The organism is Pseudonocardia sp. 73-21 (assembly GCF_001899645.1).
Classification (GTDB): domain Bacteria; phylum Actinomycetota; class Actinomycetes; order Mycobacteriales; family Pseudonocardiaceae; genus Pseudonocardia.
The window spans coordinates 1-15,753 of the sequence record NZ_MKVV01000083.1 but is presented as its reverse complement, the minus strand read 5'-3'; the positions used below and the strand labels follow the sequence as shown (position 1 = coordinate 15,753).

14 protein-coding genes are annotated in these 15,753 nt (G+C 74.2%); 4 read left to right on the top strand and 10 right to left on the bottom strand.

Going from position 1 to position 15,753, the window contains the following annotated elements:
• The 8 genes from BGP03_RS25860 to BGP03_RS25825 all read right to left on the bottom strand — a co-directional run bounded on the left by BGP03_RS25860 (position 1) and on the right by BGP03_RS25825 (position 7,594).
• The gene (locus tag BGP03_RS25860) at positions 1-1,947 is read right to left on the bottom strand and encodes a VWA domain-containing protein (protein ID WP_298797802.1); all 1,947 of its coding nucleotides are present in this window, start codon (positions 1,945-1,947) and stop codon (positions 1-3) included.
• A complete protein-coding gene (locus tag BGP03_RS25855) occupies positions 1,940-3,340 on the bottom strand; it encodes a sigma 54-interacting transcriptional regulator (RefSeq protein ID WP_296375557.1) in 1,401 nt (466 codons plus the stop codon). The genes BGP03_RS25860 and BGP03_RS25855 overlap by 8 nt, the downstream gene beginning before the upstream one ends.
• Before the next feature lie 105 nt (positions 3,341-3,445).
• On the bottom strand, positions 3,446-4,270 hold the full coding sequence (locus BGP03_RS25850) for an FAD:protein FMN transferase (protein WP_296375559.1): 825 nt from the start codon (positions 4,268-4,270) through the stop codon (positions 3,446-3,448).
• 299 nt (positions 4,271-4,569) lie between these two features.
• A complete protein-coding gene (locus BGP03_RS25845; protein ID WP_296375561.1) occupies positions 4,570-5,475 on the bottom strand; it encodes a M56 family metallopeptidase in 906 nt (301 codons plus the stop codon).
• A gap of 14 nt (positions 5,476-5,489) precedes the next feature.
• The gene (locus BGP03_RS25840) at positions 5,490-5,831 is read right to left on the bottom strand and encodes a BlaI/MecI/CopY family transcriptional regulator (protein ID WP_296375564.1); all 342 of its coding nucleotides are present in this window, start codon (positions 5,829-5,831) and stop codon (positions 5,490-5,492) included.
• Between the two features lie 49 nt (positions 5,832-5,880).
• A complete protein-coding gene (locus BGP03_RS25835) occupies positions 5,881-6,405 on the bottom strand; it encodes a L,D-transpeptidase (RefSeq protein ID WP_296375566.1) in 525 nt (174 codons plus the stop codon).
• A 77-nt stretch (positions 6,406-6,482) separates the two neighbouring features.
• A complete protein-coding gene (locus BGP03_RS25830; RefSeq protein WP_298797805.1) occupies positions 6,483-7,220 on the bottom strand; it encodes an enoyl-CoA hydratase in 738 nt (245 codons plus the stop codon).
• A gap of 23 nt (positions 7,221-7,243) precedes the next feature.
• A complete protein-coding gene (locus tag BGP03_RS25825) occupies positions 7,244-7,594 on the bottom strand; it encodes a hypothetical protein (RefSeq protein WP_296375571.1) in 351 nt (116 codons plus the stop codon).
• A 65-nt stretch (positions 7,595-7,659) separates the two neighbouring features.
• Between BGP03_RS25825 and BGP03_RS25820 the strand changes: the two genes are divergently transcribed.
• Positions 7,660-9,126, top strand: a complete 1,467-nt coding sequence (locus BGP03_RS25820; RefSeq protein WP_296375572.1) for an MFS transporter — start codon at positions 7,660-7,662, stop codon at positions 9,124-9,126.
• A gap of 8 nt (positions 9,127-9,134) precedes the next feature.
• Here BGP03_RS25820 and BGP03_RS25815 read toward each other — a convergent pair whose 3' ends face one another.
• On the bottom strand, positions 9,135-9,974 hold the full coding sequence (locus BGP03_RS25815) for an LLM class F420-dependent oxidoreductase (RefSeq protein ID WP_296375574.1): 840 nt from the start codon (positions 9,972-9,974) through the stop codon (positions 9,135-9,137).
• A gap of 49 nt (positions 9,975-10,023) precedes the next feature.
• Here BGP03_RS25815 and BGP03_RS25810 point away from each other — a divergent pair, with 49 nt between their 5' ends.
• Both BGP03_RS25810 and BGP03_RS25805 read left to right on the top strand, forming a co-directional pair.
• Positions 10,024-11,568: an FAD-dependent oxidoreductase gene (locus tag BGP03_RS25810; RefSeq protein ID WP_296375576.1), complete on the top strand. Its 1,545-nt coding sequence runs from the start codon at positions 10,024-10,026 to the stop codon at positions 11,566-11,568.
• 68 nt (positions 11,569-11,636) lie between these two features.
• Positions 11,637-13,223 (top strand): bifunctional 3'-5' exonuclease/DNA polymerase, encoded by a 1,587-nt coding sequence (locus BGP03_RS25805; protein ID WP_298797809.1) that lies wholly within the window; start codon positions 11,637-11,639, stop codon positions 13,221-13,223.
• Positions 13,224-13,279: 56 nt separating this feature from the next.
• Here the strand turns inward: BGP03_RS25805 and BGP03_RS25800 are convergent, their stop codons facing one another.
• Positions 13,280-14,149 (bottom strand): SGNH/GDSL hydrolase family protein, encoded by an 870-nt coding sequence (locus BGP03_RS25800; protein ID WP_298797813.1) that lies wholly within the window; start codon positions 14,147-14,149, stop codon positions 13,280-13,282.
• A gap of 105 nt (positions 14,150-14,254) precedes the next feature.
• Here BGP03_RS25800 and BGP03_RS25795 point away from each other — a divergent pair, with 105 nt between their 5' ends.
• The gene (locus BGP03_RS25795; RefSeq protein ID WP_298797815.1) at positions 14,255-15,415 is read left to right on the top strand and encodes a cobalamin-independent methionine synthase II family protein; all 1,161 of its coding nucleotides are present in this window, start codon (positions 14,255-14,257) and stop codon (positions 15,413-15,415) included.
• Positions 15,416-15,753: the final 338 nt, after the last annotated feature.

Genomic DNA, 15,753 nt, shown 5'->3' with positions numbered 1-15,753 from the left:
TCAGCGGCGGGTCTTGAGGTAGTCCGCCACGACCTCGGCGCCCAGGCCGTCCAGCGTCGGGGCCACCACCCGCCCGCCGCATCGGCGGGCGATGCCGTCCATGAACACCGCCAGCCGGGGGTCGTCGCCGAGCACGAAGAACGTGAACGCCGCCTTGAGCCCCGTCAGCTTGTCGATCTCCGCCACCGTGGCCCGCAGGGTCTCCGGGCTGGTGGGGTAGTCGAACAGCGCGTGACCGTCGGGCTGCAGGTGCGCCGTCGGCTCCCCGTCGGTGACCACCAGGACCACCGGCTGCGCGTCGGTGTTGCGGCGCAGGTGCTGGCCGGCCAGGAGCATCGCGTGGTGCAGGTTGGTGCCCTGCTCGTACGCGCCGTCCAGGCCCACCAGCTCGCCGAGCTCCACCGACCGGGCGTGCCGGCCGAAGGTGATCAGCTTGAGGTCGTCGCCGCGGAACCGTGTGGAGATCAGCTGGTGCAGGGCCAGCGCCGTGCGCTTCATCGGCACCCAGCGCCCGTCCTGCACCATCGACCACGACGTGTCGACGCACAGTGCCACCACCGCGCGGGTCTTCTGCTCGGTCTCGACGATCTCCACGTCGGTGACGTCGAGCCGTCTGTCGTCGCCGCCGGCCTGCCGCAGCTGCGCGTTGAGCAGCGTGCGCGACACGTTCCACGCCTCGGTGTCGCCGAACGCCCACGGCCGGGTGGCACCGGTGGCCTCCCCCGCCGCGCCGGAGCGGTGGGTGTCGCGCTCGCCGCGCCGCGACCCGATCTTGTCGACGACGTCGCGCAGCGCCGACTCCCCCAGCCGCCGCAGCGCCTTGGGCGAGAGCTGCAGCGAGCCGTCGGGGGCGCGGTCGAACAGGCCCTGGCGTTCCAGCTCGCGCTGCAGCTCGGCCAGGGCTCGGGCGTCGACGCGGGCCCGGTCGCCCAGGTGCTTGCCGACCGAGTCGAGGTCGATGTCCTCCAGCCGCGCGCCGGGATAGCTCTGCGACAGCTGCTCGGCCAGGGCGTCGAGCTGTCCCAGCTCCTCCATCGCCCGGGTGGCCTCGCCCATGCCCATGGGGTTCTCCCCCCGGAACCGCCCCTGCCCGTCCCAGTCCTCACCCGGCCGCAGGCCCTGCAGCTGGGCGTCGAGCTGGGCCATGGCCTGGGCCAGCCGCGGGTCGCCGAACGCCTGCTGCGACAGCTCCATCAGCTGCTGCTGCTGTTCCGGCGTCATCGAGTTGAGCATCCGCTGGGCCGCCGCCGCCCGCTGCGCGAGCGTGTCGATCAGCTCCTCGGTGTTCTGGGGGTTCTCCGGGAAGAACTGCCCGTGCTTCTCCATGAACTGCTGGAACTGCTCGGTGGTGTCCTGCCCGGCGGCGTGGTTCGCCAGCAGGCCGTTGAGGTCGTCGAGCATCTCGCGGATGCGCTCGACGTCCTCGGGAGTGGCGTTCTCCATGGCCTGCTTCATGCCCTGGAAGCGCTGGTCGAGCATCTCCCGACCGAGCAGGTCGCGGATCTCCTCGTACGCCTCGCGCGCGTCGGAGGACTGCCAGTCGTAGTCGTTCAGCTCGCGGACCGCGCCGCCCGTGTCGGACGGCAGGGCGTCGAGCTGCATCTCGCGGAAGCGGGCGTCGTCGGTGTCCTGGCGGCCCAGTGAGTCGCGCTCGGCGTCCAGGGCGCGTCGCAGGAGCTCACGGACCTCCTGCAACGTGCCGTCGAGCCGGTTCTCCCGCTGGAGCTTGCTGCGTCGCTGGTAGACCTCGCGCGTGAGCTCGTCGAGCCCCCGGCGATTCTCCATGCCGCGGCGCAGCAGCTCCTGCAGCGCCGTGCGCGGGGAGGCCCCCTCCATGACGTCGCGTCCGATCTCGTCCATGGCGGCACGGAGGTCGAACGGCGGAGCGAGCGGATCGGGCCCGTCGGTGTAGGGCCCGTAGGCGTAACGCCGGTTGCGTCTAGCCATAGGACACCGTGTCACCGTCGTCGGACTCGTCCTTGGCCAGGCGCCTCGTCAGGAAGAGGAGCTCCAGCGCCAGCTCGGCCGCGCTCGCCATGGGGCCCGGGTCCTCGGTGCCGCCGGCGTCGAGCTTCTTCGCGATCGCCGTCAGGGCGGCGACCTTGGGCAGGGCCTTCACCACCTCGACGGCCGGGATGCGCTCGCCGGTGCGGACCGGGGAGCCGGAGACGGCCTCGGCCAGCGGGTTGAGGTCGATGCCGCGCAGGCGTGCGCGGGCCGTGTCGGCCGTGGCCCGGCGCAGCAGGTGCTCCAGGTGCTCGGTCTCGCGGCCCTCCTCGCCGGAGGCGAACTCCAGCTTGCCGCGCAGCACGGCGGGCACCGACTCGAGGTCGACGGGCCGGGCGAACGCGTGCTCCTCGCCCGTGATGGCGGCGCGGCGCAGGGCCGCGGCGGCCACGGTCTCGGCGGCGGCCACGGCGAACCGCGCCGAGACGCCGGAGCCCTGGTCGATCGCCGACGACTCGCGCAGCGCCCGCGTGAACCGGGCGATGACCTCCAGCAGGTGGCTGGGCACGTCGGCGACGAGGTCGGCCTCCTGCCGGACGAGGGCGATCTCGTCGCGGAGCTCGAGGGGGTAGTGCGTGCGGACCTCGGCGCCGAAGCGGTCCTTGAGCGGGGTGATGATGCGCCCGCGGTTGGTGTAGTCCTCGGGGTTCGCCGACGCGACGAGCAGGATGTCCAGGGGCAGGCGCAGCGTGTAGCCGCGGACCTGGATGTCGCGCTCCTCCATCACGTTGAGCAGCGAGACCTGGATGCGCTCGGCGAGGTCGGGCAGCTCGTTGATGGCGACGACGCCGCGGTGGCTGCGCGGCACGAGGCCGAAGTGGATGGTCTCGGGGTCGCCCAGCGAGCGGCCCTCGGAGACCTTGACGGGGTCGATGTCGCCGATGAGGTCGGCGACGGCCGTGTCCGGGGTGGCGAGCTTCTCGGTGTAGCGCTCGTCGCGGTGCTTCCAGGTCACGGGCAGGTCGTCGCCGAGCTCGGCGGCCCGGCGGATGGTGGCCGGGGCGATCGGGTCGTAGGGGTGCTCGCCGAGCTCGGAGCCCTCGATCACGGGCGTCCACTCGTCGAGCAGGTTGGTGATGGAGCGCAGCAGGCGCGTCTTGCCCTGCCCGCGCTCGCCGAGCAGCACGATGTCGTGGCCGGCGATGAGCGCACGCTCGAACTGCGGGAGCACGGTGGACTCGAACCCGACGATGCCGGGCCAGGGGTCACGCCCCTCGCGGAGGGCGGCGATCAGGTTGTCGCGGATCTCGGCCTTGACGCCGCGGAGCTCGTGGCCGGACGCGCGCAGGGCGCCCAGGGTGCTGGGAAGATCAACAGGAAGATCATGAGGCACGCCTTCCACGCTACGCCCGGAGACGCCGGTGGGCGCGCCCTCGGAGGTAACCACCGTGCGTCGACACGCCCGGAACCGGGGCCGATCCGTCAGCGGACGGGAGCGCTACCGCTCGGTGCCCGGCCACCACCCGACCTCCCGGACCCGGCCGTTGACGTCGGTGAGCCGGCCGAGCAGTCCCTGGTCGGCGAGGCGCCGACCCGCCGACGGGCCCGAGAGCAGCGCCCCGGCGCAGGCGGCGTTGGCGGCGGGGGTGTTGGCCGCGACCACCACCACGCCCGTCCAGTGGGTGCGCACCGTGCGGTCTCCCCCGGCCACCACGAGCGTGCGCGCGCCGCGACCCGGCCGGGTCAGGTCGGTCCAGGACACCGCGCCGCCGTCCATCGCGACCACCGCGGGCGCCGCGTGCCGGGCGCCGGGCAGCTCCACCCGCCAGCCGCCGGCCGGGGCCAGCCCGGACGTCGCCACGTCACCGCCGATGCAGACGAGCACGCCGCACGACGTGGCCTCGGCGACGGCCTCGGCGCAGCGCTGGGCCGTCCAGGCCCGCAGGGACGGCCCCAGACCGATCCGCAGCCGGCTGCCGCGCTGGACCCGCACCGGCATCGCGTCGTGCCGTTCGCGCTGCGCCGGCAGCGACAGGTGCACCGGCCCGTCCGGGGAGCCCCCGGTGATCCCGTACGGGAACGGGCCGATCGCCTGGCCGTCGGGCATGCGGGGCGTCCATCCGCCGTCGCGCAGGGCCCGGCGCGTGGCCCGCTGGGTGCGGAAGTTGCGGCCGAGCGCGGCGAGCTCCTGGCCCAGCACGGCCCGGGCGAGCTGCTCCGCCGCCGGGTCGGTGACGACGAGCCGGCCGCAGATGCCCCACGCCGTCCAGTCGAGGCCGACGGTGGCGGCCCGGGGTCCCGTGTGCAGCAGTGGTGTCGTCATCGGCAGTGCCTCGCAGACGGTCGTGGAGGTTCCGGTACCGAGGATGCGTCGCGCTCGCTGTGACGACGCTGAAACATCCTGGGCATCCCGTGGCTGCGCTGAGGACGGGCCGGCCCCACCCGGCGACGTCGCCGGCCTGTCCCGGCGGATCGCCGCAGCCGGGCAGACGGACCGCCGACCGGGCTGCTACGCGGTCCGCTTCGCCCCCGTCGGTGCCTCGACGGCCGGCACGGCGTACCACGGGACGAGGCTGGTGCGGTCCTGGGCGGAGGCGCCGCGACACCTCGACGCGCTCGGCGTCAGACGATGACCAGCAGCGCCGTGGGCAGCGCCACCAGCCCGAACGCGACGAGCCGGACGAGCACGGTGAGCGCGAGCGGCAGCGGCGTCGGTGGCGTGCTGATGCGCTCGAGGCGGTGGTCGAGCGCCGCGGTGAACGAGCTCAGGGCCGCGGCCGGCGCCGCGCTGCCCATCGAGCGCAGCGCCCCCGTGAGCTGGGCGGGAGCCACCCGGCAGGCCGCGACGTCGTCGGCGCGCATCTCGATCAGCGCCGCCACGGCCACCTGGGCGCACACCATCCCGCGCACGAACGGCGCCGTCGCACCCCACGCGACGAACGGCAGCACCACCAGGTCGTGGCGCTCCCGCAGGTGGGCGCGCTCGTGGGCGAGCACCGCCCACACACCGTCGGCGTCGAGCTGGTCGAGCACCCCCGCCGAGAGCACGAGCCGCGACCGCAGCCCGGGCAGGCAGTAGGCGACGGGCACGGGATGGTCGAGCACGTGGGCGCCGGGGACGGCGGGCCAGGGCGTGCCGAGCAGGTCGAGCAGGTCGCGGTGGCGGGCCCGCATCCTCACCGTCCGCAGCGACACGGCCACGAGCACCCCCACCAGGCGCAGGGCCAGGGCGAGGGCGAGCAGGAGCGCGATGACGTGGGCCACCCCGAGCCCGGCGGGCAGCCGGCCGGCGGCGAGCGCCCGCACCAGCACCGGTACCGCCTCGGTGAGCGACGACCCGAGCGGCGCCACCCCGTAGACCACCCCGGCCCCCAGCAGGGCGAGCCCGCCGGAGAGGCCGACGGCCTGCCAGACCAGCAGCCCGCCGACGGGGTCGCGGGCGGGCCAGCGGGCGCGTGCGAGCATGCGGCTGATCGGCTCGGCGAGGGCGACGCCGAGCACGAGCAGGCCCAGCGCCGTCAGTTCCATGACGCCAGAGTGTCTCAGTCGAGCATGTCGCGCAGGGACTCCCGCTCGTCAGGGGGGATGGAGCCCAGGAAACGCGCGAGCGCGGCCCCCCGGTCGGGAGCGGCGTCGAGGGCGTCGCGCATCAGCTCGGCGACGTGGTCCTCGCGGCTGGCGGTGGGGCGGTAGCGGTGCGCCCGGCCCTCCCGCTCGCGGCTGACCAGTCCCTTGCGCTCCAGGCGACCGAGCACGGTGAGCACGGTGGTGGTGGCCAGGTCCCGGCCGGCGAGGGCGTCCTGGACGTCTCGGGCCGTGACCGGCGCGGTGGCCGACCACAGGGTTTCCATGACGGCACGCTCGAGCTCACCCAGGGTTGGCACATGGCGATTCTACATGGAGTAGAACGGTGATGGCCACCACTCTGGTCAATCAATGGACCTGCACCTGGTCGCCGACCTGGAGGTAGCCGAACCAGGCCACGGCGTCGTCGTGCACGAGCTTCACGCAGCCACCGGAGTAGGTGTCCTGCCGGCCCTCGTGGAAGGCGATGCCGCCGGGAGCGAAGAACACCGAGTACGGCATCTGCGTGAGGTACTCGCGGCTCGTGTACTGCTCGGCCTTCCACTGGACCGTGAAGGTCCCGCGGGGCGTGGGGTCGTCCGGGTCGCCGGTGGAGACGCCGACCGGCCCGCGCGTCACCGCGCCGTTGTCGATCAGCCAGGCCACCTGCCGGGCGAGGTCGACGCAGGCCTTCGCCGTGGTGGTGCAGGGAGTGCCCGCGACGAGCGTGGCGGCGGGCTTGTCCCCCACCGCGGCGGCGGGAGCCGCGGGCGAGGCGGGTTGAGCCGCGTTCCCGACGCCGACGATCAGCGTCGTGGCCACGACGGCCAGCGCGGCACCGGCCAGAGCTGCACGCGGCCGGCGTCGTGCCCCGGCCCGGGCGTGTACTCCCACGTTCGTCTCTCCTTCTGCGAGCCCCCGCGTGCGCCAACGAGCAGCCCCGGCCGAGGTGACGACGGGTCAGTGATCCATCACCGTCCGTGGAACTGTGGGCTGCGTCGCTCCGTGCGCGCCCGCTGTCCCTCGACGAGGTCGGCGCTGCTCCAGCAGGCCTCGAACGCGCGGAGAAGCATCGGGTCGTCCACCGGGAGGTCGGTGCGGTCGGCGGTGAGCTTGTTGTAGGCCAGCGTCATCGGGGCCAGGGTGGCGAGCTCGGCGGCCAGCGCGAGCGCGTCGGCGGTGCCACCCAGCCGGTCGACGAGGCCGCGCGCGTGGGCCAGCCCGGCGTCCATCTGCGCGCACGCGATCAGCAGCGACCGCGCGGTGCCGCCACCGGCGAGCTGGGCGAGGCGGTGCACCGTCCACGGGTCGACGGCCAGCCCGATGCGGGCGGTGGGCACCCCGAACACCGCCTCCGGTGCCGCCACCCGCAGGTCGCAGGCGATGGCGAGCTGGGTGCCCCCGCCGATCGCCGGCCCGTTGACGGCCGCGACGACAGGTACCGGCGCGTCCGTCACGACGTGCAGGGCCGCGTACAGGGCGTCGCGGAAGCCGTCGGTGTAGACCTCGCCGAAGTCGGCCCCGGCGCAGAAGCTGCTGCCCGCACCCGTGACCACGATCGCCCGGGCGCCGTCGGCGAGCACCGACCCGACCGCGTCGACGATCGCGCGGCACAGGGCCACGTTCAGCGCGTTGCGCCGCTCGGGCCGGTTGAGTTCCAGCACCCCGACGCCGTCGGCGACCGACACGTTGATCAACTGCTCGTCCATGGGCACCGAGGTTACGGGCCCGGTCAGTAGCCCCACGGGGAGGACGGCGGCTGGGCGGCGAGACGCGCGCACGCGTCGCGGGCCATCCCGTCGACCACGGACGGTCCCTGCTTCCGCGCCGCGGCGACGATGGCCGCCAGGGCGTCGTTCTGCTGCGAGTCCAGGCCCATCTCCTGGTAGTCGTAGCCGCGGTCGGCGTCGCGCAGCTCCTCCCCCGCCCAGTGGACGAGCTGGCTGGTGCACGCGGTGACGGGATCGGGCAGCGGCGGGAAGGCGGGAGTGGCGGGACCAGCAGCGGGCGCCGCGGCGCAGCCGCCGACCGCGACGAGCAGGGCCGCCGCGCCCGCCCGCGTCCTCGCCGCCCACCTCCGCACCGCGGTGATTCTGCCCGCGTACGGTGCGCTCGTCACGCCCGTTCGGGCAGCGAGGAGGTGGGGCCGTGTCGCAGGCCGGTGGGCTGCGCACGGGCACCCCGGCCGGGCGGTGGGTCCTGCTCACCACGGTGCTGGGGTCCGGCATGGTCATGATCGACGGCACGGTGGTGAACGTCGCCCTGGAACGCATCGGCGACGACTTCCACGCCGGGTTCGGCGGCCTGCAGTGGACCGTCAACGCCTACACGCTCGCCCTCGCGTCGCTGATCCTGCTGGGCGGGTCGCTGGGCGACCGCCTGGGCCGCCGCCGGATCTTCCTGGTCGGCGTCGTGTGGTTCGCCGTGGCGTCGCTCGCGTGCGGGCTCGCGCCGGACATCGGGACGCTCATCGCCGCCCGGGCCCTCCAGGGTGTCGGTGGGGCGCTGCTCACCCCGGGCAGCCTCGCGCTGATCTCGGCGTCGTTCCACGGGGCCGACCGCGGCGCCGCCGTCGGGGCCTGGTCGGGGCTGGGCGGGATCGCCGGGGCGATCGGGCCGTTCCTGGGCGGGTTCCTCGTGGAATGGACGTGGCGGGCGGTGTTCCTCATCAACCTCCCGATCGCCGCGCTCGTCATCGTCGTCGCGCTCGAGCACGTGCCGGAGAGCCGCGACACCGGGTCCGCGCCCGGCCTCGACGTCACCGGGACGGTCCTGGCCGCGCTGGGCCTCGGCGCGCTGACCTACTCCCTGACGGGCCTGGGCTCGCGCGGCGCCGACCCGGCACTGCTGGTGACACTCGCCGTCGGAGTGCTGGCGCTCGTCGCCTTCGTGGCGGTGGAGCGGCGTTCACCGCACCCGCTCGTGCCGCCCGCCCTGTTCCGCAATGCGGTGTTCGGCGCCGCCAACGGGGCCACGCTGCTCATCTACGGTGCGCTCGGGGTGGTGTTCTTCCTGCTGGTCCTGCAGCTACAGACCGTGTCCGGGTTCAGCCCGCTCGCCGCCGGCACCTCGCTGCTGCCGCTGACCGCGATCATGCTGCTGTTCTCCGCCCGGGCCGGCGCGCTGGCCGGACGGATCGGCCCGCGGCTGCCGATGACGGTCGGCCCGCTGGTCAGCGCGTGCGGGCTGCTGCTGATGCTGCGGATCGGGGCGGACGCCACCTGGGTCACCGACGTCCTGCCGGCCGTGCTGGTGTTCGGCTCCGGCCTCACGCTGACCGTCTCCCCGCTCACGGCCACCGTGCTCGACGCCGCCCCCGACCGGTTCGCCGGCTCCGCGTCGGGCGTCAACAACGCCGTGGCCCGGGCCGCGGGACTGCTGTCCGTGGCGGTCATCCCGGGCATCGCCGGGATCGGCGGCGCCGACTACACGCAGCCCGCGACGTTCGCCGCGGGCTTCCATCTCGCGATGGTCACCAGCGCGGGCCTGCTGGTGGCGGCCGCACTGGTGTCGTTCGTGTTCGTCCGGCGTCCCGTGCAGGTGCACGAGAACCGGATCAAGGTGGAGGAGTGCCCCCACTGCGGCGTGACGGCCCCGCAGGTCCACCCCCACTGACCCGCGGGTCAGGAGAGCTTCAGCGCCCCGGCGAGCGCGCGCATCGCGGGCAGCGGGTCGCCGCCCTTCTCCGTCAGGATCTGCGCGCAGACGTGGTCGGCGCCCGCGTCCAGGTGCGCCGTGACGCCGGCCGCCACCGCCTCCGGGGTGCCGTGCACGGCCAGGGCGTCGATCAGACGGTCGCTGCCGCCGTCGGCGACGTCCTCGTCGGTGTAGCCCAGGCGCTTGAGGTTGGACACGTAGTTGCGCAGGTGCAGGTAGGGCCGGTCCACCGGCGGGCGGCCGATGGCGCGCGCCTTCTCGGGGTCGCTCTCCAGCACCACCTTCTGCTCCGGCACGACCAGCACGCCCGGACCGACGAGCTCGCGCGCCTGGCGGGTGTGCTCCGGCGTGGTCAGGTAGGGGATGGTGCCGGCGCTGCGCTCGGCCGAGAGCGCCAGCGCCTTGGGGCCCAGGGCGGCCAGGATCATGCCGTCCTTCGGCACGCCCGCGGCGTCGAGCGCGTCGAAGTAGTCGACGATCGTGGCCAGCGGGGTCTTGTACTCCTTGGTCGCCTCGGGGTGCCCGATGCCGACGCCGAGCAGGAACCGGCCCGGGTAGGCCTTCTCGAGGCGGTGGTAGGAGGGGGCGACCTCCTCGGCGGGGGTGCTCCACATGTTCACGATGCTCGTGCCGACGGCGATGTGGTCGGTGGCGGCGAGCAGCGACTCGGCCAGCTGGAGGTGCCCGGCGGGTGACCCGCCTATCCAGACCGTGCCGTAGCCGAGCGCCTCGATCTGCTGAGCGAGCTCCGGCGAGAGCCCGGTCTCGTGCCGCCAGATGCCGTACTTGCCGAGTTCGACAGTCATGATCGAGGCAACCAGGCGGCCCCGCGGCGCATTCCCTAGTGTCGGAGGGGTGAGCCGTGAACTGACCAGCCGTGCCGCCCCGGGGCGGATGCGGCCCCGGGTGCTGGTGCCCGCCGATCCGCGCCTGCCCCGCGACGTGCCCGCCGGCACCGAGGCCGTCGTGGTGGGCGGGGGCATCGCCGGCGTCAGCGCCGCGGTGGTGCTGGCCGAGCGGGGCGTCGCCGTCACGCTGCTGGAGGCCGCGCCGACGCTCGGCGGCCGGCTCGGCGCGTGGCCGCACACGCTGCCCGACGGCACCGAGCAGGTGGTCGAGCACGGTTTCCACGCGTTCTTCCGGCACTACTACACGTGGCGGTCGGTCCTGCGCCGCATCGATCCGGAGCTGTCGTTCCTGCGCCCCGTCGGCGGGTACCCGGTGATCTCCCGCGACTGGCCGCCGGAGGACCTGACGGGCCTGCCCGGCGCGCCGCCGCTCAACCTGCTGGCGCTGTTCGCGCGCTCCCCCAGCCTCGGGATCCGCGACCTGCTGACCTCCGACCAGGCGCTCGCCGCCCAGCTGCTGGCCTACGACCGCGACACCACGACGGCGGCCTTCGACGCGATGCCGGCGGCCGACTTCCTGAAGCAGCTGGGCATGTCCGACCGTGCGCAGGCGATGCTGTTCGAGGCGTTCGCCCGCTCGTTCTTCGCCTCTCCCGGGTCGCTGTCGGCCGGCGAGCTCGTCGCGATGTTCCACTACTACTTCCTGGGCAACCCCGAGGGCATCGGCTTCGACGCCCCCGACACCGACTACCTGACGTGCATCTGGGCGCCGTTCCAGGCGTACCTGGAGAAGCACGGGGCGCAGGTGCGCACGTCCACCCCGGCATTGGCGCTCGCACCGGAGAGCCACGGGTGGCGCGTGACGGTCCCCGCGGGCCCCCCGCTCTCCACCCGGCACCTCGTGCTCGCGACCGAGCCCGGGGCCCTGCGCTCGCTGGTGGCCGCCTCCCCGGACCTGGCCGCCGTCGCGCCGCGGCTGGCCCGCAAGGCCGCCGCCGTGCAGGTGGCGCCGCCGTTCGCGGTCACGCGGCTGTGGTTCGACCGCGACGTCGCACCGGACCGCCCGACGTTCAACGCGGTGAGCCGCGAGCCCACCCTCGACTCGATCACGGTGTACTCGCGGCTGGAGCGCCCGTCGGCGGAGTGGGCGGCGCGCACCGGCGGCTCGGTCGTGGAGCTGCACTCCTACGCCTGCACGGCCTCCGACGTCGACGAGGCCACGGCCCGGATGCGCGCCGAGCTCGCCGCGCTGTGGCCCGAGACGGCCGCCGCACAGGTCGTCCACCTGCAGCAGCGCATGGAGGCCACCGCTCCGACGTTCCCGCCGGGCAGCGCCGGCACCCGCCCCTCGGTCACCGGCGACGCCCGCGGCGTCCGGATCGCGGGCGACCACGTGGACCCGCCGTTCCTGTCCGGCCTGATGGAGCGCGCGTCGATGACGGGGGTGCTGGCGGCGAACGACGTGCTGGCGGAGGTGGGGTCGGCGCCGGAGAGGATCGACGGGGTCCCGCAGCGGGGCCTGCTCGCGGGCCTGCTCCCCCGCCGGACCTGATCCCCCTGCGACGAGCGGCACTCTCGTCGCCTAGGTTCCGACGGGAGTGCCGCTCGTCAGGAGGGGGCGTGGTGCGCATCGCGCTCGATCCCGGCTCCGCCGACCGCCCGCCGCGGGTGCAGCGGCTGCGGGACGACGGCTCCGTCGTCGTGCCACCCGAGGTCCTGCCGTCCCTGGGCCACGTCGCGGACCTGGAGCGGGACGGCTCTCCGCGGTGGGTGCTCGCCCGGCCCCGCGCCTACCGCCGCCTGATCGACGCCGGGGTGTCGGTCGCCCGCGCGCACGACGTCGAGCTCACCGAGGGACTGCTGGTGGGCGCGGACGGGCACTTCGGGGAGCCCCACGGCCTCGCCGCCGCCGTGGCGAGGCTCGAGGGCCGGGTCCCGGAGCCCGACCCGCCCCTCGACGACGACGGGCCGCCGACGCTGTTCCCGAGCGGGCGGGTGGGTGACGAGCTCGCCGACGTCGTCCGGGTCCACGCCGCGCAGCTGCGCCGGACCACCGACCCGCGGATGCGGCTGCTCGTCGCCGCCGAGTCGGCCGGCGGGCTCGTGGCGGAGGAGATGCGGGCCGACGGCCTGCCCTGGCGCACCGACGTCCACGACGCGCTGCTCACCGAGGCGCTCGGCGCCCGCCCGGTGCTCGGTGGCCGCCCGCCGACGCTCGCCGCGCTGGCCGCGGAGGTCGACGCGGCGTTCGGGCGGCACGTCAACGTCGACTCCCCGGCGGAGGTGCTGCGCGCCTTCGGCCGCGTCGGCGTCGAGCTGGAGACCACGCGCTCGTGGGAGCTGAAGAACGTCGACCATCCCGCGGTCGCCCCGCTGCTCGCCTACAAGGAGCTGGCCCGGCTGCACACCGCCCACGGCTGGGCCTGGCTGCGCACCTGGGTGCGGGACGGCCGCTTCCATCCGGAGTACGTCGTGGGCGGCGTCGTGTCGGGGCGCTGGGCCACCCGCGGCGGTGGGGCGCTGCAGATCCCGAAGCCCGTGCGGGCGGCGGTACGCGCGGACCCGGGCTGGAAGCTCGTGGTGGCCGACGCGTCACAGCTCGAGCCACGGGTGCTCGCCGCGCTCTCGGGTGACCACGCCCTGGCCCCGGGCGACGACGACCTCTACGCCGCGCTGGCGGCCCGCGAGTTCGACGGCGACCGCGCCACCGCGAAGCTCGCCCTCCTCTCGGCCATGTACGGGGCCGGGGCCGGGCGGGCCGCGCAGCTGATGGGCCGGCTGCGGAAGCGCTTCCCCGCGGCGATGGCCTACGTCGACGACGCGGCCCGCGCCGGCGAGGAGGGCCGGCTGGTGCGCTCGCACCTGGGCCGCACCTGCCCTCCCGCGCGCCCGGGCCAGGAGGAACCGGCCGCGGCGCGGGCCCGCGGGCGCTTCACCCGCAACTTCGTCGTCCAGGCCACGGCGGCCGAGTGGGCCCTGATCCTGCTGGCGGAGCTGCGCTCGTCCCTGCGCACCACCGGCAACCCGGCCCGCCTGGTGTTCTTCCAGCACGACGAGGTGGTGCTGCACGTCCCCGTCGACGCCGCGGCGGACACGGCGGCGGCGGTCCTGACCGCGGCGTCGACGGCGGGCCGCCGCCTGTTCGGTCCCACCCCGGTGAGCTTCCCGATGCAGCCCCGCATCGTCGACGGCTACGACGAACACTGATCCGCGAGTTCGCCGATCGGCCCGGGCGAGGTGGCGAACTCGCGGGGTGGGGGGAGTCAGTACAGGGCTGCGACCGTCGCCTTCGCCATCGCCGCCTCGCCCAGCGCGTTGGGGTGCACCGGGGCCGCCGGGGCCGTGGGGACCAGTCCCTCGATCCACTTCGTGCCGGGCAGTCGGCAGATGTCGTGCCCGATCGTCGGGGTGTAGGTGTCGACGTACTCCGCGCCCGCCTTCTCCGCCTGCTCGGCGAGCATCGCGTCGAGCTCCTTCTCCACCCCGCGCAGGTACGCCACGTCGCCGGCGCTGAACGGCACGACCGGGAAACAGCCGGGGCCCTTGTCGGGCAGGATCGCCGGGTAGCCGACCAGCACGATCTTCGCGTCGGGCGACCGCTTCCCGATCGCCTCCAGGGCGGCCTCGATCTTCGGCGCGGTCTCGCCGATCCGCGCCGCGAGCTGGTCGGTGCCGCCCGCGGTGAAGTAGTCCTTGCACGCGGCGCCCAGCGGCGCCAGCGGCGACCGCGTGGCGCACTCCCCGATGATCGAGGCGAAGCCGATGTCGTTGCCGCCCATGGTCATCGACACCAGCTCGGTGTCCGGGCCCAGCGCGTCGAGCTGGGGCGGGTTGACGCCGAGCGCGACGCTCTGCGGTGCGGTCAGGTCGTCGGTGGTGGCGCCGCTGCAGGTGACATCGCGGAAGTCGGTGATGTCCAGCGTGCGCGCGACCAGCGCCGGGTAGTCGTGGTCCGAGCGCAGGCAGCCCGGCGGCAGGCCGATCTGCGTCGGGATCAGCGGCCCGGCGGCGTAGGAGTCGCCCAGGGCCACGTAGCTCGTGTACGGGGTGTCGGCGGAGGCGGTGGCCGGGAGGACGGTGACGAGGAGGGCGGCGGCCGGGAGGACGAGCGCGAGGGCCCGGGAGCGGATCACATGTGATCAAACGACGGCTCCCGATCACCGTTACTGCACCCGCGTTCGCCCCAGCCGAACGTGGGGGTATCGCGCCGGCCACCCCGCTCCTAGCGTCCCGGAACCATGCAGCGCAGCTCGGAGCGGATCCTCACCACCCACGTCGGCAGCCTCGGACGGCCCCACGACCTGCTGGAGGTGATCCGCGAGAAGGAGCACGGCCGCCCCTACGACGCCGACGGCTACGCCAAGCGCGTGACCACCGCCGTCGCCGACGTCGTGTCCGAGCAGGTGCGCTGCGGCCTCGACGTGGTGACCGACGGTGAGATGAGCAAGGTCAGCTTCCTGACCTACGTGAAGGACCGCCTCGCCGGCTTCGACGCGACGCAGGGCGAGAAGCTCATGCCCCCGTCGTGGCAGGTGGAGATCGACGCGTTCCCCGACTACTACGCGGGCTACCTGGGCAAGTACAAGGACCAGGTCAGCCCCATGATGACGATGGTGTGCACCGGTCCGATCAGCTACGTCGGCCAGGCGCAGCTGCAGATCGACATCGACAACCTGCGCGCGGCGCTGGCCGGCCAGGACCGCGTCACCGAGGCGTTCCTGCCCTCCACCAGCCCGAGCGGGTTCGGCCGCAACGAGTACTACGCGAACTACCACGACTACCTCGCCGCGACGGCCGAGGCGCTGCGTGAGGAGTACCTGGCGATCGTCGAGGCCGGGTTCCTGCTGCAGATCGACGACCCGTGGCTGATCGAGTACCTCTCGGAGAACCCGGCCACCACCCCGGAGCAGCGCGTCGCCGACGCCGAGCAGCACATCGAGATCCTCAACCACGCCCTGCGCGGCATCCCGGCCGAGCGGATCCGGCTGCACACCTGCTACGGCCTCAACCACGGGCCGCGTATCCACGACCTCGAGTTCCGCGACATCGCCCCCTACATGCTGAAGATCAACGCAGGCGCGTACTCGTTCGAGGTGGCCAACCCCCGCCACCAGCACGAGTGGAAGATCTGGCGTGACGTGCGCCTGCCCGAGGGCAAGATCCTCATTCCCGGGCTGCTCGGCCACGCGAGCAACTACGTGGAGCACCCGGAGCTGATCGCCGACACCATCGAGCTCTACGCCGGGATCGTCGGCCGGGAGAACGTGATCGCGGGCGCCGACTGCGGTTTCTCCTCGCGCGCCTCGTTCCATCCCGAGGTGCACCCGACGGTGGTGTGGGAGAAGTTCCGGGCCCTGTCGGAGGGCGCGCGGCTGGCCAGCGAACGGCTCTGGCCCTAGATGACTGATACCGCGGTCGATGGTCGGTGGCCGTAGGCCCAGCTCACGGCGACAGGTTCTGGTTCGTGATCAGGACCTGGCGGTGGGGCGGCCCGTGGGTCCGCGGCCGGTCTTCGTGCCGGTCGGCCGGCCGCACGTGCCAGGTCGCGATCAGGCGTAGGCCCGGAAGGCCCGGAGTGGCCGCCGCCGTGGCCGTGCTCGGTCTCGGCGTATCCGGTGGGGGTCCGTGCGACGCGGTCGCCCGCGAGCGGCCGCATCCGACCGGTCCCACGTCAGCTGGTCCCCGCGCCGAACACTCAGATCATCCTGTCGTGCCCGGCCCTGTGCTCGGCACCAAC

Coding starts and splice junctions, on each gene's coding strand:
- BGP03_RS25860 (WP_298797802.1), bottom strand. CDS start 1,947: ATGGCTAGACGCAACCGGCGTTACGCCTACGGGCCCTACACCGACGGG.
- BGP03_RS25850 (WP_296375559.1), bottom strand. CDS start 4,270: ATGACGACACCACTGCTGCACACGGGACCCCGGGCCGCCACCGTCGGC.
- BGP03_RS25845 (WP_296375561.1), bottom strand. CDS start 5,475: ATGGAACTGACGGCGCTGGGCCTGCTCGTGCTCGGCGTCGCCCTCGCC.
- BGP03_RS25830 (WP_298797805.1), bottom strand. CDS start 7,220: ATGGACGAGCAGTTGATCAACGTGTCGGTCGCCGACGGCGTCGGGGTG.
- BGP03_RS25815 (WP_296375574.1), bottom strand. CDS start 9,974: ATGACTGTCGAACTCGGCAAGTACGGCATCTGGCGGCACGAGACCGGG.
- BGP03_RS25795 (WP_298797815.1), top strand. CDS start 14,255: ATGCAGCGCAGCTCGGAGCGGATCCTCACCACCCACGTCGGCAGCCTC.